Origin of the sequence: Ureibacillus chungkukjangi, assembly GCF_044795995.1 — a bacterium.
Lineage (GTDB): Bacteria > Bacillota > Bacilli > Bacillales_A > Planococcaceae > Ureibacillus > Ureibacillus chungkukjangi.
Genome location: NZ_CP085010.1, coordinates 268,758 through 289,493, shown reverse-complemented (window position 1 = coordinate 289,493; position 20,736 = coordinate 268,758). Strand labels below are relative to the sequence as shown.

The following is a 20,736-nucleotide window of genomic DNA, read 5'->3' as shown; positions in this document are numbered from 1 at the left end:
TACGCCAGCAAAGTTTAAGACAGAAACATTAGAAAATGGAGTATATACGATTAGCAATAAGTCAGTGGTATATAAAGTTGGGGATGAAATTCAACCAGGAACCTATAAAATTAAGGTTATAAGCAATAATGATGTTGATTTTTATGTGTTCGCTAGTGTCAGTAATAGTAATCTATCTCAAGTTAGAAACAGTTTGGATATAAAAAGTTCAAAAGAGTATACCCTTACCGTTAAAGAAGGTGAAGTTTTACAATTATTAAATTGGTCAAGTGGTAACACAGACTTTAGCATAACGTTGTCAAAGATATGATAATTGAAAGATATGGTTCAAGCATCTGCAATTAAACACCTAATAGATACTGATAGTTATTCAACAACATCAGGCGCGATTGTGGAGTAACACAGGAAGAAAATGAACAAACAAAACAAACTTAAAAACTGCTAAAGAAGAATCCATTTTGATCAATCTTTTTTTCAAAATGCATTCTTCTTATTTATCGTAAAATAAGTATTACGATGTGTTTGCTTAAACTTTATTTCAAAGCTACACTTGATGGTATTTAGGGTGCGAGGGGAATAAACGGTACCCAATGTAAGAGTATTATTTGTTAGTGGCATAACTATAGATATTGTATTCCGATGTGTCTAATCTGCTTGTCCATCGCAATCCCGAAATTTCAGGAAGTAGATCTCTATAATCTCCCCAATTCAAAATGTGAAGATCCTGGAATTCTACATCTCGAATAAGCCATAAACTTTTTGAGTTATAAGCTGGTTTGTGTACACTGATTAAAAACCTTTCGACCAAATCAATTTCCTTTGACCAAATTTCATCCGCGGGTGTTTGTTCACCAGCTAGACGACCAGCATAAATCTTTAAATGCTTAGAATCATTTGTATCCCACCAATTTTCTTGTAATACTCGTTTCCCTAAAGTTTGTTTGTCTGCTTTTCCGATGTAGAGTAAAACATCCTTTCCATAGACTGGGTGTTTTCCATAGACTTGATAGATTCCGTAATCTTGGAATATATCTTGTAAATCTGTTAGAGTCTCTAATGAATAAGGGCCTTCCCAATCAATTTGAATTAATCTCGACATTCTTTCTTGCATGTAAAGTTCTCCTCTTTTCATTTTTACGGGAGTGTCTCTTGGTTCCAATAGTAAGGAATTCATAAGCTACTAGAAAATTATACTATTCCTAGACAATTTTGTGTTATTAATTGGAGTATGGAAAGATCATTGATATTCACCGAAATTTATTATTTAGAGTTAGAAGTATCGGGGTTTTCTAGTATAATTCAATACCTATAAAACTATGTCTAAAGGTAGCAAATAATGTAGAAAATGGTATATAATTAAGGTAATGTTGGCAGGTGATTCCCTTATTCTTAACAGAAGGGGGAATGTTCAATGTGGGTAGCTATAACTGATTTTTTCCTACTAATCATTCTAATGATTACGCAAAACCCAATTGGACTAGCGGTCTCCTTGCTGATTTTGATTATCTTTTATGGTCTATATAGAATATTTAGAGGAATTGGTTTTCGCTATGTTAGCGATACTAATGGTATTAAATGGGAAATGTGGATAGATAATCGAAATGAAGGCAAGAAAAAAGAACCCGAAGACACCACTGAAAATTAGGGTTTAGCAGCTTTAAAAGGGTTCTCTTTCACCTATTATTTTGAAGGGATAACCTATTTAAAGTTCGCCAAAACTTTAATGTAATGCTAACAGATTACCCGGTCTTAAATGTGTTGACGCACATTTAAGGCTTTTTTATTACTTAAAATTTATCATAATCAGACTTTAAATTCAAATATTACACATAATTTTATCCGTTTTTAACAACAAATTCGAATTTCTTTTATTTAAGATATATCGTCTAAGCATCTAACCTATATTTCTTATTGAAGAATTGGTATTTTTTCTTTAAAATAGAAGAGTATTATACTTTTTCTATTTTATTGGCAGACTCACCTTGAGTTATGCGACGCAGTTATGACTTATACAACCTTTCGGGTTGAATCGTTTTTATTATAAAGGCATCCTTATGTCCTTTTAACACGATTCTTCTCGGAAGGTTTTTTTTGTGTCCAAAAATAGAGAAGTAAATTTTTTAATACAGATTGGAGGTACTTATATTATGAGTTTAACGGAGTTATTTTATTGTTTTTGGGATGAACTTTTCACTTTCTTCACAGTTTTACTTGTGACACGTGAAAAAGTTCGAACCAAAAATAAATTACGAGATGCTTATGACCATACTGATTGGAAACCATTCCTTTTAGGAACTGTTCTTCTAATAACACTTTTAATCAGTTCTGGATTATCTGTTACTGCATATTTCGAACATGGTATCGAAAAAATGTGGGTAAACAATGGTTCATACCTTGTTATTTGGTTGAGTTGCTACTTATATGCAACAAAAGATATGGTCGGTTTACTTGGTGTTGTAGGGAATTTAGTTAACCGCAATAGCAAAACCCAAGAAGAGGTAAAAAATACTCTCGAAGAATCATCAACAAATGAATCCTCAAGAGGTACAGGAGTAAAAAGTAAATAGTGTTACACCGGTTGATTGACTACCACTCAATCAATTCGGTTGTAACCTATTATAACAAAGTAAATTATTTAATTCCATTTTTCAGGTTATAATGATAATGAAGCGAAATGAGCCTTCATTATGTTAAAATGGTCTTAATAAAATACTTGTGAGGGGGGTTTATGATGTGCCAAAGTATACGGAAGCTTTATACAAAAAAGCGGAATTACTAGGGAAGCAAAACAAGTATTATTCAGATCGGTTTTATAAACACATCGAATCAAAAAATCCACTATTTCTATACGATATGTTAAGGATTATTTGGATCAGCATTCAAAACCGTTTATATTTTAAAGATGAGTACTTAAATGCAAAATATACATCACGTAATTAATACTAATAAGAGTTTTAGAAGAAATATAATACTAAGAAGAATGGACTTATCACGTACATGTTTAAAACATGTTCTAGGATAAGTCCTTTTTTATTTGGAGGAATTTATTATGACAACAACATTCTCTCAAGACAATTTAGATAAATTATTAGCACTTTCAGTCAATAATTTCGGAATCACTCAGGTTAAACAAAGTCCATATCTTCAATATGACCAATACATACGTGAATCTACGGAACATCGTGTATATACGATTGAAGTCACAGAAACACACGTAGTACTTTTTAACTTTGAGTTAGGTCGCGTTATCCGTTACAGATTGGATGAAATCCTTTCCTATCAAATTGATAATGATTGGCGAGAAATTAAAGAATATACAGTGATGAAGCATTTCTCTAATATTTATCTAAAATCTCCAAGACAAGGTGACTATATTAGTTACGAAAAAATCGTGATGGATGTTATGGATATAGTGAACGAAGCATCGCTCTCTGATTGTCTAGGTGATGACGAACAACCAGAGGATTATCATATAAATTTACTAGTCGGAGAACTAAGAGAAGATGGCAGCAATAGTAAAGCATTAAAATTAGGTGTGACTTTCCCATGTGAAGATACTAATGATGAAATGATTCAGCAGACACTTCAAAGTATGGTGAATTTAAACGAGCGCTTAACTATTTGTGAGCCACATATGACTTTTATGTTTCATAAGCTCTTAAAGAATAGTGAGCGTGGAAGAGATTACGTAACGTTAAACTTTTACTACCGTTTTTCTAAGGTTTTTAGCTCAAAAGGAGCTATGAAGAACTCGTTTATAAAAATGGTTAAAGTACTTGATGAACTGGGCAATCACTTCTCGGAAACAGGAGGAAATTAATATGAAAACAAAAAAAGTATCGGCAGAGCAAATATACTCTATAATCGAGACTTACCAACCGTTAGGATTGTTTTATTATCAAGAGTCGCAAAATTTATATGTGGCCGTAGACAATTCAGATGGTAAAGCATGGACGGAAGAGTTTAAGTCTGAACAAGATTGTATTAAATGGCTGACACAAGAGCATTTGCTTAACACCGAAATCGCTGAACTCACAAACCTTACGGAATCAGATTTTCAACTACTCGACGTAGTTGTGACGGTTGATTACGAGACATTCACAATTGGTCCAAAGACAAACAACTCGTTTTTATCTGCAAAAGATGCATTTTCCCTTTATCAACAAGGGCAAATTATTTCGAAAACAGTTGAAATGTGCGGTGAACCAATATTTTTTGATGTTAAGAAGGTGAGTTAATCGTGTTTGAGAAAAATGACACTGTAGAGATTATTGATAGCGAATTACTTGCGCTTGATAAGAGCAGACATCGATTGATGAAGCACTATCAAACGGGCAAAACAGCTTATGTTGTTGATAAATTCTTAGATATGGTTGAAATACAACTAAGTAAGAGTATTTGCAGCATCTTGTTGAAGCCTAGTGAATATGACGCAATACGAAAAATAGGAGTAACATGTTCGGTAGAGATAAAGGTTATACAACCAATCTCGCTGCAACCCGAACAATTAACATTGTTTTAATAAAAGAGCTTATCACTATCGGTTTTAATTAACCTTTTAGCGATAAGCTCTTTGTATTTTTTGAACACAAATTGGAGGAAAAAGAAATGGTACAGATACTAGAACTTTTTGGAGGAATTGGAGCCCCAAGAAAAGCTTTAATCAACTGCAATATAAATCACAAGGCAATTGACTATGTAGAAATCAATGAACAAGCAGTACGAGCTTATAATGCGCTTTATGATAATCGCTACAAACCACAAACTGTTGTGGGGTATAATCTAAAGCCAGATATCCTCGTTCATGGATCACCTTGTCAGGATTATAGCAGAGCTGGTAAGCGCTTGGGTGGAAATGATGAAGACAAAACACGTTCTTCACTCATGTGGGAGACGCTCTCTATCATTGAAAACATGGGAAACTGGAAACCAACTTATGTAATTTGGGAAAATGTAACGGGTGTTCTTGATAAAGATATGATTCATAGTTTCAATAAGTATCTAACGAGAATGACTGAACTAGGTTATACGAACTCGTTTGATGTATTGTCCGCTATTGACTTTGGAATACCCCAAAAAAGAGAGAGAGTTTTTACAATTAGTATTTTAGGGGATAGAGCTTTTGATTTTTCCAAACTAGAGCGGAAACCAATGCGTCATATCCGCGAGTTTATGGAGCCAAATGTAACTGATCCAAAATACATGATTACGGTACCATCTATGTTAAACAGAATTAAAGAGTTTAATCCGCAACCTACAGGTACTTATAAAAGACAATTAGATGTAATTGAAAGTTGTTGTTGGACGATAACAGAAAGACAAGATCGGTGTCCGAATGCTGGTATCATTCGCCATGAAGATAAGCCGTTGTATCGGTACTTAACTGAGCGTGAATGCTGGCGCTTAATGGGATTCAGTGATGAAGATTTCAATGCTGCTCTAAAGGAATTTCCGACAAAAGAGGGGAAACGAAATGCTACGCTTTATCGTTTGGCCGGAAACAGCATTGTAGTAGATGTTCTGGAAGCCATTTTTAAGGCACTTCAAAAGGCAGAGTTCTTAGAACGTCCCGAGAATACAGTTTTCAAAAATACAGGTCAATTACAGCTAATTTGTTAATTAAGGAGGACTAGGTTCAATGGCAACTATTACAATTAAAGTGAGAAATGGAAAGGCTCTTGTTACAGATAATCCAACAAGAAATAAAGTAGTCATTATAAATTATGACATCTTAACTAAACAAGTAGAGAATCATTTTTATATGCTGGAGAAGATCGTAAAAACTTCCCGTATCTAGAGTTCTACAAACATTATATTCTACTATCTGTTGGAGAAAGAGACTGTATCGTGAAATTACGTGACTCACTATTAGAGGATAAATATATTGTTTCTACTCATTACTTTTCTCAATCTTTTGTACGTAATGATGATTGAAAAAATACAAGAATTGTTGGAGGGAAATTATGAATACACAATATGAGATACAAGCACAGGACCACTTAGGTAATACATATAATATGATATTAGATACTGAAGAGGAATGTGTGATGTGGGCGGCTATTAATAGCTTAGTGGTATTACAAATTAAGAGAGTATAATTTCATTTAAGATCCCTTTGAGCCAAATGGTAAAAAGGGGTTTTATTTATCATTCCATGCAATGAACGGTTTAATTTTATATTATATAATTTGTTATTAATTCAACAAAACTCTTTTTACTAATATAGTACCTATGATATACTTATAGAGTAATCTTTTTATTTTATTTATTGGCAGACCAACTTATTGGTTTTGCGACGCTTTTATGACTATACAACCTCTGTGGTTGAATTGATTTGAATAAGGATATGTATGTTTTTTCATCCTTTTCTCATTACAATTCTTCCTCAGAGGTTTTTTTGCGTTCAATAAAATAATGCAAAAAGATTTAATAAAAAATGTGAGGATGATTAATTTGGTAAACACTACGACTTTTCAAGAGGTAAATCGATCAAAATTCATATCAGATTGTAGTCTGTCCGGTCTAACTTTTGGTACGCGAAAAGCATACTTAAGAGAAGAAACTGGCAGCGAACGTATCTGGCGAGAGGATAGAATTTTTAAGTATACTCCAAGACATTGCTTCCGTTTAACAATGACTTTTGAAGACCACTCTGAAAAACATTTCAGTATTTTTTCGGAGAATCGTGAGACTGCTATCGCCAATGCGCCAATAGCTGTTCAAGATCTTGTAGATAGTCTTAATTTAAGTCGCGTAGTTTGGCATATTGAGGGAGGTACTTATCATATTGCATCTGCAAAGGTTAAGTTAGCCATGCCTAATAAAAGCAAGCTGCGTCAATGGAAGGAAAAAGTTAATCAAGCATTGGAAGAGTTTTTCTTCGTTAACGATTTAGATTAATTTAAAATGCTCGGAATATAACCAAAAAACAAATTGGAAAACTAACAAAACCCACATTAGGAGGATTTATTTTATGATTGCGAACAAATTAATATATATTGGTAGATTAACGAAAGAGGTTGACTTTAAAGTAGGGGGAAACAACGGTACACCAGTTGCAACTATTAATCTTGCGGTGGATCGTAACTATAAAGATAGTAACGGTAATAAGATTACTGATTTCTTCCAACTTAAAGCGTTCCGTAAAACCGCTGAGTTTTTAGCAAACTATACTTCAAAAGGGACATTACTTGCTATTGAAGGTCACATTAGAAATGACAACTACGAAAAAGACGGTAAGACGATTTATCGTGATACGTATGTTGTTGATGATGTGAAAATTCTTGCTCAACCTGCAGGTTCAGGAACTCAACAACCATCTAATCAAAACCAACAATCACAATCTCAATCTCAATCTAACTATGGTAATCAAAATTACGGTGGTCAAGATATGAATGCAGGACAACAATATGGTGGTAATCAACAACCAGATTACCAAATGCAATCAAATCAACAACCACAGTACAACGGTAACAATAGTTTCGGAGGACAACAAAACTTTGGGGGTAATCAACAACAATACTCACAAGGGAATAACAACAATCAAAACTACGGTATGAATCCACAAGATGATCTTCCTTTTTAAAGGGTAAGGGCATCTAAGATTTCAAGTAGTTTGAAGAGAGCATTTACGAGCAATCGTTAAATGCTCTTTTTTTATTTAGGAGGATTCATTAAGTGATAACAGATATATATTTCTATGCTTTGAGAACTTCTGAACAACAAAAAATCTTATCTTCAGATAAGCCCGATTTTTTATGTCGTGAAGCGGAACAAGACTATTTAAGTCCATATCCCAAAGCGTTTATTAAAGACTTTTTAGAGGATTCAGGATTTATTTCTTATCATTTCGATAAAGACATCTATTTTTGGCACAGCAGAGACATTGTTAGTAATGCCACACCTGATTTCATGATTGGGAGAAATGATGGCAAATTCAACAAGTTTTATGGTGATTTTGTAATCACTAGTGTAAATGCGGATGGAGATATAGAAAATTTACGAGATGAACAGAGAGATTACTTATACAATTGCCTGAGTTTAGGCCATGCAAATGGGAAGTCAGCAATTTTAATAGAATCAGAACAACACAACTTACAGGAGGTAATTTAATATGTCAAGAATCGGAAACAAGCTCAAGGCAGGATATGTGGCGACACAAACTATACAAGGCAATTATATGAAACAATTAATCGAATACACAGGGGATGTATCAATTATTGATAGCTGTTGTGGTGAGGGGTTAATTCTTCGCCAATTGGCAGAACACCCTGAGTTTCATGTAGCTACGTATGGAGTTGAGTTAGACAAAGGGCGTGCAGCTCTTGCAGAAACTACTTTAGACTATGTAGTTCAAGCTCCAATCGAATCCATGGTTATTAGTAATGATGCGTTCGGATTCTGTTTTTTAAATCCTCCATATGATCACACGATGCGTAATGAGGATGATGAAACGGACCGAAAGGAGTTTTTAGAGTTAGAGAGAGCTTATCGCTACCTTATGCCCGGTGGATTGATGATGTATGTTATACCACACTATCGTTTTGCCGATAAAAAGATAGCGAGATTCTTAGCGACACATTTCTCTGAAATTTCTATTGCTCGATTCACAGACGAAAACTTTGGAGAGTACAAGCAGTGTGTGTTTATCGGAAGAAAAAAACGAGGTACATTCAAAGAGTTTAATGAAAAATTGTATGCTGCCTTTAAAAGTTTAGAGAACGAAGAAAAAGTCTTAAATATCCTACCGAATCTAGCTCAACTTGTGGAAAAAGGGAAACGTTGGACCATTCCGAATGGAAGAACGGAAATCCCTACTTTCTATACTCGGTTAGAAAACAAAGAGGTGTTTATCGACTCTATTCGTGAAAGTAAGGGATTTAATGCCTTTATTGAACGAACTAAACCGAAAACATTAGAACTGACAAAACAACCACTTATGCCACTTGCACAAGGGCAAATTGCTCTGCTACTTGCGAGTGGGGCTATTAATGGATTAATTGCTTCTCCCGATAACCCGGAAGGTGTTCATGTTGTACAAGGAATGGAAGTTGTTTCGAAGGTCGTTACGACTGAAGAAACAGAAGATTCGATAACAACTAAAATCCGCACCAAACGTGATATTTCGGTGAAGATCATAACTCCTGAAGGTGTAGTGAAGAAATTAATGTAGGTGTTTGTAGCACATAAAAAATAGAAAATAAGGTATAACTTTGATTTGCCTTGTTTTCTATTTAAGAAGGAATTTTAAATACGAGATTAGGAGGAAAAATACAATGATTAAAGAAAATATACGAATTCTTTTCGATTTAACTAAGCATTTTTGGATGGGTATTCTTTTTGCGATAAGCATGGCTATAATACCAGCAATAGAGGAATGGAGGAGCCCTGCTAAAGCCAATAGTTTATGGATACTACTTAACATTGTAGCGGATTTTATTATCTTCTCATTCCCTGCATTTTTAGTGTACGCATCAAGTTTTTGGCTAAGGAATGTGAAAAAGTGGCATATTAAGGGAATTAAAGATTTTGTCACAAAAGCATTTTGGCTTCATATTGGCAGACTAATTAAAACGTTTGTACCGTCAATATTAGTTATTATAAGTCTATATCTTTTAGGAGCGTTGATAAGAGGGGATATAGGACCTGTAGTTCCTGATAAAACCGAACTTAAAGAATACTGTTATCTATTAGGAGTATTTATTACCTCACTTCTATTTGGCTTTGCTGACTTATTTGAAAGTACTAATACAGAAAATGCGTTAGTGAGAAAATCGAAAGAAACTATAGAAATTCACGATAAAGAACGAAATCAACAGTTGCTTGAGAATAAATTAAGAGAGATTCGCAGACAACAGTTTCGTCGATAAATAAAAGCTATTGAGACTTAGTTACTCAATAGCTTTTTACTTTTTAAAATAGTATTAAATTTTGTTGACCATCTGGAGTATTATTGATTGTTAGTTCCTCAACAGGATTCGGATTCACGAAGAAAAAACAATCGTTTACATCTGATGCTTCATCTAAAAGGAGACGGCCAGTGTCTTTTGCATTGAATAATACTTTAAGTACATCGAAATAAATGTATGGCCGTTTCATAGAACCAATATTCATTTTGTTAGAAATGCCGAAGTACTCCACCATTATCCAACTGATTTTCACCGCGCTATTAACTCCGTTACTCACCAGGGCGATTATGATTTCTTCGAAAGAAGAAGAACGGTGAAGCTGTTCCTTCGTTGCTTCAACTATTTGGATTAGATCATTATCAATTTTTTCTTTTCGTCTCTCGATTCTCTTCTGGTGCTTATCAAGAAGTGACTTATAGAGATTTTCATAAGTCGAGCCACTACTTTTATTGACTATTGGTGTTTCCATAGATTCTAATGGAGCATGGGTATCTGATTCCTTGATTGGAGTTGTTTTAGGAGGCAGCTCAGATACCATTTTATAAAGTCTGTTTTGCTGTCGATCTAACAAAGGTACATTAGCATCAACATGACTTTGGATATCTTTCGGTATTTTTACTTCATTCTCTATCAATGTATGATATACCTCATATCCAAACTCATCTTCTTGAATTTTCACTAATAATTCGTCTAACTCATAGTCAATGGTTTGTAAGTTGTTCAACATGTTGCCGATTTCCCTTACATCAATATTTAAAAAATCAGCCAAATGGTTTTTCCCGTAGTTAATGGTTTTTTGAGTTATTTTATGTTTTACAGTAAACATAAAGCGGAGAGGAATATTACAAGCACATTTCCCTAAGCGGTTCCCTTTACCAAAATCTATATATTCAACGATATCCCAATCTTCAACATCTCTTTCAGTGTCAGATAAAGAAATATCTATTGAACGAATTGCACTTACTTTTTCTTTCACCATAAAGTTGCCAAATATAGTTTTGCGACCACGTTTTACTTCGTTCAGTAAAAACTCTCTTTGTTGCGCTGTTACTTGAGAGAGTATTATCTCCCGTTCCTCTTGCGAAAGAATGTCGTACATTTTATGTCTCCTTATCATTGCCATTTCTTTTATAGTAGCATATTGGATACACGTACTTAAAGACAGTGAAGTAAGACATATGTGCAGAGAAAAAAATGTTGATCATTTACTGTGAATACTATTTGTAAATAGAACTAAGTTTTTATGCTAGAATTTTAGATATATAGAAGCCAAGCCATGTTAATAGGGAGAATGAATATGTGGGAAGAAAATAGTATTGAGGAAATATTTTATCACTATCTAACTAAATTAAAAGTAATAAAGAAAGCAAACCTGTCACATTGTATGACATGTGGAATTTACGGTACTACATATGGGAAATATGAAGAAAACTATATTCTAAATGATATGACAGAAATTGAAGAATTAAGTAATTTTATATTCATTGATAAGATTTCCGCTTCTAGTTATGGATTTATTGAATCCAAAGATGAAGTATCACCAGATCAATTTATAAAATTTGGCAAGTTATGGACAGGGTATGAGGGAGATTTTAAAGTCACTAACTTATCTGTACAACCATTTTCTAATCGAGTAAACCTAGAATATTGTCTTAATAACAATGCAGATGAGATTTATCAAGCATCAATTAATCATTTGCTATATCTAGAATTAGAAGTGTATGGATGCTTTAAGGATTTAAATTTTTGGAGGAAAATTTTATACCAAAGTTACATGTTATATAAGGCTGGAGATGTGACAGGTTCCTTTATAAATATGTTCATATCTTTTGAGAGCATGTTAAGGGAAGTAACAGATTTAGGAGAAGAATCAAAACTTAATGAAATTTATGCTACCTATACAAATTCAATTGAACAGTTACTTCCTAAAGAATTACATGCCTATCGCTTAATTAGAAATGAGCTATTACATGGAGAAGATGATTTGGCTAGATATTTAGTTGAATATGACTTGTTACTTCTACTCATGAATATACGTAGTCTTTATGAATATAAGGAACCATATAAAGGTGAAGAAACTAAAATCAAGAAAACTAAAGCTATAAAGAAAGCTTTAAATAAAGAATATAAGAAAAAAAAATAAGAAGAGCTAAACAGAGTTGTTATCTTTATTCATAAAGAAAAAAAGATGACTATTGAATAAAAGTAGAATTCGTCCCTTTGATTATTTGATATGTCAGTTGCTACTGTAGAGAAATTCCCATAATTTCCCATGAAAAGAAACAAAGAATTTAGAATTTTGGTATAATTGTCGGTATATTAATGGAAGCTTTGAATCCGTATAGAACGTTGAGGGATTTGCTAACACAAAAATTTAATTAAATTAGAATAGGGGGAATGTCGATATGAAAATGTCAAAAGTGTTTAAGACAATAGTCCCGGCGGCGGCAGGTATTATTGGTCTAACATATGCTGCAAGAAAAGGGAGAAATCCTATGAAATCATCTTCTGGCATAGTCCAAGCTGTTTCTGAAGCTACAGCTACAATTAAAGAAGAAAAAACTTTTGCTGGACTCCCGCTAAGTCAGTTAGAGGAGATCGCATTAAATACCGCAAGAGGTATTTGTGCAGAAATTTTTGGCGACACATGTGCATTTACCTTTAAGTCTGCTTCTGGTAAACAATCTATTACAGCAAATTTTAGAGTGAATTCGGAAGGGAAATGGGAAATTATTTGTCCGTATCCTGATGCTAAAGCGCCCCTTTTTTTTCTAGAGAATATAAAGAAAGCAATGAAAGAAAACTCTGAAGCAAGATAATTTCTAATAAACTATTGTGAAGACTCTTCAAAAATAAGAGCCGTCTCATACGTTTATTTTTATATGTTAGTTGCTAACAGCAGCAACATTCCCACCATTTGCTATTTCAAAATCCCGTTTTTCTATGACAAAACGGGTAAGCTGACTACGATCTGACCAATCATTTTGAAATTGGGTAAACCTAAATTCAAATTGAATGTTGGAGTTAAAGTAAACGAATGGGAATGCCCAATCATTCTCATTATAATAGAGATACTCCAATGCACTGGACCTATGCAATATATCGTAGAGCTGTTCTGAGATCCCTAGCTCACTTAATTTAAGAGTGGGTAGAGAAGTTACGAGCTTTAAATCTAATATCTTTTCTGTCATGTATCCACCTCGTTACTAATTGGTATCATCTTAGCATGTGACAACTAATGGTGTAAACCAACGGGTTCCTATATTGAAAAAAGAATGATTTAGATAGTATAATGAGAGTGTAACAATTTATTTTACTTTTTTTGCAGACTTACTTTTTGATTAAGTTGTGCGCCGCAATTAACACTACATACGACCTCTCGGGTTGATTACTTTTTTGAATAGAACAGAACTTTTTCTGTCTGAACTATTCTTAACACTAATCTTCTCGCGAGGTCTTTTTTGCGTTTAAAAGTAATTACACAAAAAGATGCAATGAGAAAAGGATGATAACACATGGTAAGAAAAGAAATGCTAGAAGGACGCTTTAATAACAAAAAAGAAGAGTTTATGAAGCTTTTAAAAACTGAGGGAAGTTACATTGAATATTGTGAAGAGAAAGGTTATATCTATGACCTAGTAGGACCTATCTTTGGTTGTCTTACGAAAATACGCCTATCTCTAAAAAGTGGACGTATTTTAGTTCATAATTTTCAAGAACAAAAATAAGAGTAGAACTTATCACTAGAACCGTTTCGGCAATTTTGCCTGAAGCGGTTTTTCTTTTTTGGAGGCCCGTATTATGCCATTAACACACGACGATTTATTGAAACTAACATTTTTATTTTGGTTTGGAAAACGGAATTTTTCATTTTACGACCAAGAGAAACTTGAGATTGTTTTTCAAGTTGAACAAGACTTGTTGAATAATTACCGCTTAACTCCGACAGCTATCAAAAATAGTTTAGGAGAACAGCATTTCAATAATATAGAGGATTTACTTCACGCAATTCTACGTTTAAAGACATCATTGGACTGCATCCATAGAATTGCTTAACCACAACACATAGGAGAGGAACTATCACAATGAATAAACAATTAGACTTATTTAACTTACTGGACACTTATGGAGAGGGGATTTACACTCAATCATCAATGGTCATGGATAACGATGCTGCGTTTTTATCATCATCCAAGTCTGTACCAACAATCGATGAATTATTTGAATCCACTAATAATGATAAAAATGTTGTAGTTGATTTATTTGAGGAAATTAATACTACAGAATTGGAAGAAGAAAATGAATTGCTTGCGGTAGCCGACATTCGTTCAGAAAAGCAGAAGGGTAAGAAAATCTCGTATGATGCGGGAGAAAAGATTTTCGGCGCGCGTAAGGATCTTGCTGAAATTCGAAAACAATTCTTAGAGAATCCTACTTCGACCTTATTAAATGAAATTGCGGAGATGGATGAATTTACAGCAGATGAACTTGCTTCGAAATCTAATGTGTTTGCATGGTTCTCTATGGAGGATTGTCATAAGCGTGGGGTTGAAGTAAGAGCAGCTTATGGGATCTCGCTTATCATCCGTCGTATTCCAACGAATTCTAAAGGGTTAGTGCGTTCTGAATATATGAAAGCAATCGAATTCATTTCAGATTGTTTTAAGTCTATCCTTACTTTTGAGCAATTTAGCGATACATTTCTTCGCTTCTGTAATATGGCCATAGAGGACTTTAAAAAGGAATTCTATGAGAAAAGAGCCAATAAACTGCAAGTTAAAGCGAATGAAATCATCGGAAATGATGCTACTAATATAAATGAGTTAATTGATCTAAGATATAGTATCTTGGAAACAGCTGGATGTCTTTATCTGATAGATAATATTAAACCAGATTTTTACTTTGATAAATTAGGTACATTATCGGAGCTATTAACCTCTTATAAGAAGAGAAAATCTTTTATAACATCATTGTTTAAGAAGTATTCTTCATGGGATAGTTATTTTGAAACAAATGGGAAGACAGCAGGTTCACAAAAAGGAGTAGAGCGAAAACCGATATGGGAAAGACAACTACCAGTCGAGCCAAAACGTATAGGTGGGCGCGAGATTGAAGAATTGAGAACACCAGAAGAGTTCATATTAAAGTTCGGTTTTCGAGGCACACAGTTTGGACATTATGTAGAGGATTCTATGGCTCGAGCACATTTAGTGAATTCATCACGAGCTTTAATCGATTTAGCAGATATTCTCGGAATAGATGTTAATGATGTGAGTTTAGGCAACGAGTTAGGTATGGCGTTTGGAGCACGTGGAAAAGGTAGAGCTTTAGGTCACTATGAACCACGAGAGAATGTAATAAACCTTACGAAAGAAAAGGGATCATTAGGTATTCTAAGTCATGAATGGTTCCATGCCTATGACCGTTTCTTGAGCTTAAAAATCGCTGATAATGGAGCAAACTTACTAACGGAAGGGACACAGAATTATTTGATGTCCAGTGAAGTTTTTGAAGCGTACTTTTATTTAATGAATGCAATTAAGGAAGGGCAATCTACGACTTTTATAGATGTGTCTGCTGCTAAGGGTACCTATCGTTTATCTTCATCATTTATCGCCTTATATGAATCGTTAAATGGTGATTTACAGGCATTTATGAATGCTCGTATTGAAACTATAGATAAACGTATCAATTCTTCCCTTGAAGGATATGTTCATAATCCTGAGTATTATGAAAAAATGAAAGTGAAATATGCTCGTAGACGTAAAAAAGAATTGCGTGAATCAGCAGAAGCATTATCACAGCTTCACAAAGAAATCACTGGTGAAATAGTTACTAGTATTCCTTATACAATCAATCAATCGAATTATTATCGTCTTTCAATTGATTTAGATAGAGGAAAGGAAGGAAAGTATTGGTCCAGCAATGTAGAACTAACTGCTCGTGCTTTTGAAGCTTATATTTCACAAAAGTTACAAGAACGTGGTTGGCGCTCTGATTACTTAGTTTGCGGGATTGATCCAACAGCTTATCCAGCTGGTGAGGAACAACTACGTATTTCTAATGTAATGGACAAATTCTTGCAAGTGACATTACCGTACTTGCGTCAAGAGTAAATAACAATTATCAAAATCCTATGAAGAGACATTCTTTATAGGATTTTTTTATTAATAAAGAGTGATATATCATATTTTATATCTTCTTCTATAATGTGTCGCAAATTAATAGAAATATAAATACTCGATGTTCTATTCTAAACAAGCAATTAATATATTATTTGCAGGGGATTAGTCGGAGACTTAGCCCCATCTTCAGTTATTTGTTAAAGCAAAATGATTAGTAACATATTTAGCAAAATGGTTAACTACATAGTGTAGAATTATATTTGAGCAAAATGATTAATTGCTTTGTTTAGAGAAATAGTTTCAGAAATATTTTGTAGATATATATTTAAGAGCTTTATTTTAGTGTTATTTTTTAGAATCATTAATAACTCACCCCTTATAAACCCCTATATTACAACATTTTATCAACGGAATAATTGTATTTTTAAGTTCCCATTTTAAAAACAAGGTTTAAAACTGATAGTAACAACATCTAAAGTGCAAACCACAATCATGTAGTAAAAATTAACTCCTGGAAATGTTTAATCACGTACTTAAGATAAACTTCACAACTATTAAAATACTTCTAACAGCCATTTAGTAAAATTCGTAGAAAAAAAAGTGTTTTAACTAAACATTAGCCATATTCCACAGTTTTTAAATCTAAATAAAAGATTATAGTGTCTATTAACCTCTCTAAGAATTAAATTAACTGGTATATAAATTGTAATTAACTAGTATTATCTGCAATTAACAGACAAAGGAAAGGCCGAAATTCTATATAATGTTACGCAAGAGTGATTAATAAGTGATCAGGAATCTAAAAAATCATATAAAGGGGCATTGTGGGAGGGCACTTAATATAACTTAAATAAAAAAGGGCAGCACAAAATCCACTCACCTAAACGGCCAGTGGTAACTAAAGCAAGAATACAGTCTTTTTAAAAATTACGAGTAAACTGAATGAGAGGTATCTAGTCGTATAATTGAAGCATCTACTCGGCTAGTCACTGATTCTTTTAATTGATTAAAGATGTTTGAATTTAGTTTGAAATTGGTTAACTTTTCTTTTAGTGTATCTACCTGATAAGCAAAAGCTTTCTTTAAACCGATTAAATGTGTTTTTAATGAGATGTACATTTCTGCATTAACTGGTTCCTCATTAGCTTTCTCTACAACAGAGTCAATTCGTGACTGGAACCATTCTTCGTTCCATTTTGTTAAAACTTCGAATAATTGCTCCGATTTTTTTATTTCCAATTCGATATCTGTAATATCCTTACTTGTGCTTTTAGAAGCATTCATAAATTCAATTAATTTCTCTAAGTTATTGCTGCGGTTGTGTGATTTTAATAATTCTTCAACAACAACTTCTTGGATAATTGCAGAAAAGTAGGCAGATGCTTCTTTTGGTTCATCTAAAAGTTGTTTTTTTGAGTGTAAAGCGATCGCTAAGCGTCTTAATGAACTGTTAAAAACATATCTACCTAATTGAACTAAGTCGTCACTTCCAACACGAAAAGCCTCCTTGCTTTTAGAAAATTCTTTCCCTAATGCAATGAAGGAGTTGAAAATATACTTACCTGTTTTAATTAATTCCACACAAAAATCATTACTAAGGTATTCATAGTAGCCACCCTTAACAATCTGCTTTCTAAGTGAGAACATTTCCGCATGATTCTCTCTAAATTCATTTAATGTGTTAGATTTGAAATTGAAAAGTACAGTTTCTTTTTGAATAAGCATAACGCTCGCTAGGGTTATACTTACATAATTAGAAAATGAAGATGATTGGATTTCTTCAATCGCATTTAACAATCTACGACGAGTAAAAGTACGAAGAGCCATGCTAAATTGGTTAGGTACTATGTCGGAATATGCTACTTGAACAGACTCCAGTTGAGATGTAGACATCTTGAAAGCACCCAAAAGAATTAAACGTTTTGCATGGATAGATAGGCTATGAAATTCTTTCTCATGGAAAAATGAAAAGTTTTTACAATAGCGATCCACATTTTCATTAAACCCAAGATTTCTTTGTTTCCCGATATTTAAGCGGTATGTTATTTCACCTTCAAATTCTTCACATATAAATACTTTTCTACGGCGATTTGAAGAAAGTTTTTTAAGTAGATATTTAACGTATTTCTCTTTAGTGCCGATAGCACTAGCAATTTGTAATGGTGTAACATGAATACGGCCATCCCAATCCGAGTGAAGTACACTATAAACAATTACATCAAACTCAGTTGATGAAACGTTTTCTAATAAGTAATCTACTAATTCTGCTGTAATCATTTAGATTTCCTCCTATGTATTGGGTATTTGAAATAGAGTATAGATTAAAAAAATATGATTAGTAAATCCCCCCATTAGAACGACTAAATGACAACAAATTTGGATAAATGCCCATTTAATTGGATTTAAGGAAGAACGACGTTTTGACAACAAATTATTAAAAGGAGACCTGAAGACTTGTAAAAAAGCATTCTATTAAATTATGAAAAATATTTTCGCTAATTCGGTACGACTAAATGACAACAAATCAGTTTTCGGAACGACGTTATGACAACAGAAATTATATCGGAACGATAAAATGACAACAAATTTTGAATAAAATTAACTTTAGAGCGATTAAATGACAACAAATTAGAAGAATAGCACAAATTCTAAATGTGACAAAATTGTGAACAAATGACTTTTTGTTAATTTTATTCTCCTTTTGCTGGAATAAATTAAAGGAATGAAGTTTTGGAACGATAAAGTGACAACAAATTTATGATCGGAACGGCATTTTGACAACAAATTTGATGTTGGAACGATAGAATAACAACAAATGTAGTTTGGAACGACAAAATGACAACAAAATTAGGCGCTTTAATATAACTAAAGTGAAGTTTGATAAGAGAGTTCTTTAATGGATATTCTTGTAAGGTATATAATAAAGTTTGAACAATTTAGTTAATACTCTTAGCGATTGTAGGGGAGGCGATTTTGTTGTCTGGTTTTTCGGATGAATTAGAAGAACATTTTAATTTCAATAGTTTTTTATACTTAAAGAGGTAGGAGAAGAGATAGAAAGGCAGAAGGCATTAGGGGAATTCGATACTAATGAATGGAATGAAACTTTTGATGAATGGTACAAAAGCTTTAACTTAGATAATCAGAAAAATACTGGGAATAGTATTGAGTTTGGTTATAATGTTGTGTAGGTTAATTTTGCATTTTATTGTCTTTTCAAACTAATATTTAATGAAAAGCAGGCGGTAAAACATGCTAAAATAGCCCATCAATTTTATATAAGGAGCACGTTGTCTTACCAATGGGAAAATATTGTTTATAAGGCTCTGAGAGAAATTTATTCGGTTATTCCTGACTGTGTTCTTCCGAATGGTAGCATTCCAGATCTCGTTATAAATCCAACATATGATAAGTATAAATATCATCCTAAAGGTTGGAAGATAACAAAAGCAGATAAGATTATCGATATGAAAAGATGAAGAAATCACTTATATCTCAGCTGATGAACTAAAGAGTATAATTTCTAACAAAACTACAATTCAAAAGATAGATGAAATAAAAATGAAAATGGGTATTGATTATATAATAGAGAATTTTAATAAAAGATTTACTATTACTACAAATAATAATTAAAATTTAAAAATTATATTGTGCTATAGTAAAAAGGGAAGTATAAGAATTCGCGGTGTTCAATTGAAGTAGAATTATAATAAACATAATCTACGAATAAAAGACAAAAAACTCTTGAAATCAAGTGTTCTTTGTCTAATTCATTCTAACTATAGAAGGTGATTAATAATCACAGTATATCTTGTACTTGGTAAGATACTCATCTTCTTTCATAAACTCCAAAATATCTTTCGGTTCAATTTTCCAGTCTGGGTGTACATATGAGAAAGCCTCATATGCGTTACCTCTAATAACATCCATTGATCTGTTGATTACCCATTTCTTTACTTTTGCTTCGATTACCTCTGAATCTAAGTATTCTAAATTGTCCTCAGTAACTCCGTAATCACTATCTTCATAATCACCAGGGAAAGTAAACCAAGTATAGAAGTTAAGGGGTTGTTTGAATTTAAGGATATAGTGTTGCTTATTTTTATGGTTAGTCCAATCATCTTCAATTGTTCGATCATTTAAAAACCTTGCTAAATCAAGGAGTATCTCAGGCCTATCCCGCGTATTCCCGCCATAAGTAACTACATTTTCATGGTATAAAAATCCATTTACCTGAAAATCTCCATAAAATTTGTGTATTACTGTATTTTTATGGTCTTCCTCATCGCTTAAAGAATAACCCTTTATTTTTTCGCTAATATCAAATTTCTTCCCTTTAAATAAAATGTACTTCTCTTCCAAATTAATTTGAATACACTTTTTTTCTAAATAAGCCTTTAATGGTGTTTCTTGTAATACAGCCTCTTGTAAGTTAATGAGACCTTTCTCTTTAAGGGACTTACAATCATCAATACTACTCGTACTATGCAGGCTTACTAATTCAATATTTTTTTCTAGTAGTTTATCATCTTCTATAGAAAATGCTTTCAAAAAATCCATTACATCCGCATCTTTGTTATTTAAAACAAAATCCGAGATTTCATCTTCCATTAAATCCAAAAATTCCGCTAATGATTTAATAGTGTTTTTATAATCAGTCATATCAAATATCAAACTAGTACACCTCCAACTGTGATTATTAT

At 33.0% G+C, this 20,736-nt stretch carries 25 protein-coding genes; 20 read left to right on the top strand and 5 right to left on the bottom strand.

Going from position 1 to position 20,736, the window contains the following annotated elements:
* Positions 1–64 precede the first annotated feature (64 nt).
* A complete protein-coding gene (locus tag LG296_RS21005) occupies positions 65–310 on the top strand; it encodes a hypothetical protein (RefSeq protein WP_107937896.1) in 246 nt (81 codons plus the stop codon).
* 291 nt (positions 311–601) lie between these two features.
* On the opposite strand, the gene LG296_RS21000 is transcribed toward LG296_RS21005, so the two are convergent.
* The gene (locus LG296_RS21000) at positions 602–1,111 is read right to left on the bottom strand and encodes a hypothetical protein (protein ID WP_251401892.1); all 510 of its coding nucleotides are present in this window, start codon (positions 1,109–1,111) and stop codon (positions 602–604) included.
* Between the two features lie 300 nt (positions 1,112–1,411).
* Here LG296_RS21000 and LG296_RS20995 point away from each other — a divergent pair, with 300 nt between their 5' ends.
* The 14 genes from LG296_RS20995 (at position 1,412) to LG296_RS20930 (ending at position 9,869) form a co-directional block, all read left to right on the top strand.
* Complete coding sequence (locus LG296_RS20995) at positions 1,412–1,645, top strand: hypothetical protein (protein WP_107937291.1); 234 nt, start codon at positions 1,412–1,414, stop codon at positions 1,643–1,645.
* 502 nt (positions 1,646–2,147) lie between these two features.
* The gene (locus tag LG296_RS20990) at positions 2,148–2,567 is read left to right on the top strand and encodes a hypothetical protein (protein WP_107937293.1); all 420 of its coding nucleotides are present in this window, start codon (positions 2,148–2,150) and stop codon (positions 2,565–2,567) included.
* A gap of 166 nt (positions 2,568–2,733) precedes the next feature.
* The gene (locus LG296_RS20985; protein ID WP_107937295.1) at positions 2,734–2,940 is read left to right on the top strand and encodes a hypothetical protein; all 207 of its coding nucleotides are present in this window, start codon (positions 2,734–2,736) and stop codon (positions 2,938–2,940) included.
* 109 nt (positions 2,941–3,049) lie between these two features.
* Positions 3,050–3,820, top strand: a complete 771-nt coding sequence (locus LG296_RS20980; RefSeq protein ID WP_107937297.1) for a hypothetical protein — start codon at positions 3,050–3,052, stop codon at positions 3,818–3,820.
* Between the two features lies 1 nt (position 3,821).
* Positions 3,822–4,238 (top strand): hypothetical protein, encoded by a 417-nt coding sequence (locus tag LG296_RS20975; protein WP_107937299.1) that lies wholly within the window; start codon positions 3,822–3,824, stop codon positions 4,236–4,238.
* Positions 4,239–4,240: 2 nt separating this feature from the next.
* Positions 4,241–4,522, top strand: a complete 282-nt coding sequence (locus LG296_RS20970; RefSeq protein WP_107937301.1) for a hypothetical protein — start codon at positions 4,241–4,243, stop codon at positions 4,520–4,522.
* Between the two features lie 86 nt (positions 4,523–4,608).
* On the top strand, positions 4,609–5,619 hold the full coding sequence (locus tag LG296_RS20965) for a DNA cytosine methyltransferase (RefSeq protein ID WP_107937303.1): 1,011 nt from the start codon (positions 4,609–4,611) through the stop codon (positions 5,617–5,619).
* A gap of 19 nt (positions 5,620–5,638) precedes the next feature.
* Positions 5,639–5,797 carry a hypothetical protein gene (locus LG296_RS20960; protein ID WP_193768080.1) on the top strand — a complete coding sequence of 53 codons (159 nt, stop codon included), beginning with the start codon at positions 5,639–5,641 and terminating at the stop codon, positions 5,795–5,797.
* A 166-nt stretch (positions 5,798–5,963) separates the two neighbouring features.
* Entirely contained in the window at positions 5,964–6,098 is a 135-nt protein-coding gene (locus LG296_RS20955; RefSeq protein WP_282433291.1) for a hypothetical protein, read from the top strand.
* 316 nt (positions 6,099–6,414) lie between these two features.
* Positions 6,415–6,900, top strand: a complete 486-nt coding sequence (locus LG296_RS20950) for a hypothetical protein (protein WP_153062717.1) — start codon at positions 6,415–6,417, stop codon at positions 6,898–6,900.
* A 73-nt stretch (positions 6,901–6,973) separates the two neighbouring features.
* Positions 6,974–7,585: a single-stranded DNA-binding protein gene (locus LG296_RS20945; protein WP_107937307.1), complete on the top strand. Its 612-nt coding sequence runs from the start codon at positions 6,974–6,976 to the stop codon at positions 7,583–7,585.
* 92 nt (positions 7,586–7,677) lie between these two features.
* Positions 7,678–8,112, top strand: a complete 435-nt coding sequence (locus LG296_RS20940) for a hypothetical protein (RefSeq protein ID WP_107937309.1) — start codon at positions 7,678–7,680, stop codon at positions 8,110–8,112.
* Position 8,113: 1 nt separating this feature from the next.
* Complete coding sequence (locus LG296_RS20935) at positions 8,114–9,172, top strand: DUF6094 domain-containing protein (RefSeq protein WP_251401889.1); 1,059 nt, start codon at positions 8,114–8,116, stop codon at positions 9,170–9,172.
* A 103-nt stretch (positions 9,173–9,275) separates the two neighbouring features.
* Positions 9,276–9,869: a hypothetical protein gene (locus LG296_RS20930; protein ID WP_107936545.1), complete on the top strand. Its 594-nt coding sequence runs from the start codon at positions 9,276–9,278 to the stop codon at positions 9,867–9,869.
* A gap of 43 nt (positions 9,870–9,912) precedes the next feature.
* On the opposite strand, the gene LG296_RS20925 is transcribed toward LG296_RS20930, so the two are convergent.
* Positions 9,913–11,007 carry a hypothetical protein gene (locus LG296_RS20925; protein ID WP_107936543.1) on the bottom strand — a complete coding sequence of 365 codons (1,095 nt, stop codon included), beginning with the start codon at positions 11,005–11,007 and terminating at the stop codon, positions 9,913–9,915.
* A gap of 198 nt (positions 11,008–11,205) precedes the next feature.
* On the opposite strand from LG296_RS20925, the gene LG296_RS20920 reads away from it, so the two are divergent.
* Positions 11,206–12,051, top strand: coding sequence for a hypothetical protein (locus tag LG296_RS20920; RefSeq protein ID WP_107936541.1), 846 nt, complete (start codon positions 11,206–11,208; stop codon positions 12,049–12,051).
* A gap of 262 nt (positions 12,052–12,313) precedes the next feature.
* Entirely contained in the window at positions 12,314–12,727 is a 414-nt protein-coding gene (locus LG296_RS20915) for a hypothetical protein (protein ID WP_107936539.1), read from the top strand.
* Between the two features lie 66 nt (positions 12,728–12,793).
* Here the strand turns inward: LG296_RS20915 and LG296_RS20910 are convergent, their stop codons facing one another.
* On the bottom strand, positions 12,794–13,099 hold the full coding sequence (locus tag LG296_RS20910) for a hypothetical protein (RefSeq protein WP_107936537.1): 306 nt from the start codon (positions 13,097–13,099) through the stop codon (positions 12,794–12,796).
* A gap of 324 nt (positions 13,100–13,423) precedes the next feature.
* On the opposite strand from LG296_RS20910, the gene LG296_RS20905 reads away from it, so the two are divergent.
* The 3 genes from LG296_RS20905 (at position 13,424) to LG296_RS20895 (ending at position 16,024) form a co-directional block, all read left to right on the top strand.
* Positions 13,424–13,636: a hypothetical protein gene (locus LG296_RS20905; RefSeq protein ID WP_107936535.1), complete on the top strand. Its 213-nt coding sequence runs from the start codon at positions 13,424–13,426 to the stop codon at positions 13,634–13,636.
* 73 nt (positions 13,637–13,709) lie between these two features.
* Complete coding sequence (locus LG296_RS20900; RefSeq protein WP_107936532.1) at positions 13,710–13,964, top strand: hypothetical protein; 255 nt, start codon at positions 13,710–13,712, stop codon at positions 13,962–13,964.
* Positions 13,965–13,993: 29 nt separating this feature from the next.
* Entirely contained in the window at positions 13,994–16,024 is a 2,031-nt protein-coding gene (locus LG296_RS20895) for an LPD1 domain-containing protein (protein ID WP_107936530.1), read from the top strand.
* Positions 16,025–16,960: 936 nt separating this feature from the next.
* On the opposite strand, the gene LG296_RS20890 is transcribed toward LG296_RS20895, so the two are convergent.
* Both LG296_RS20890 and LG296_RS20885 read right to left on the bottom strand, forming a co-directional pair.
* Positions 16,961–18,310: a hypothetical protein gene (locus LG296_RS20890; protein ID WP_107936528.1), complete on the bottom strand. Its 1,350-nt coding sequence runs from the start codon at positions 18,308–18,310 to the stop codon at positions 16,961–16,963.
* 1,515 nt (positions 18,311–19,825) lie between these two features.
* On the bottom strand, positions 19,826–20,707 hold the full coding sequence (locus tag LG296_RS20885; RefSeq protein ID WP_107936524.1) for a hypothetical protein: 882 nt from the start codon (positions 20,705–20,707) through the stop codon (positions 19,826–19,828).
* Between the last annotated feature and the right edge of the window lie 29 nt (positions 20,708–20,736).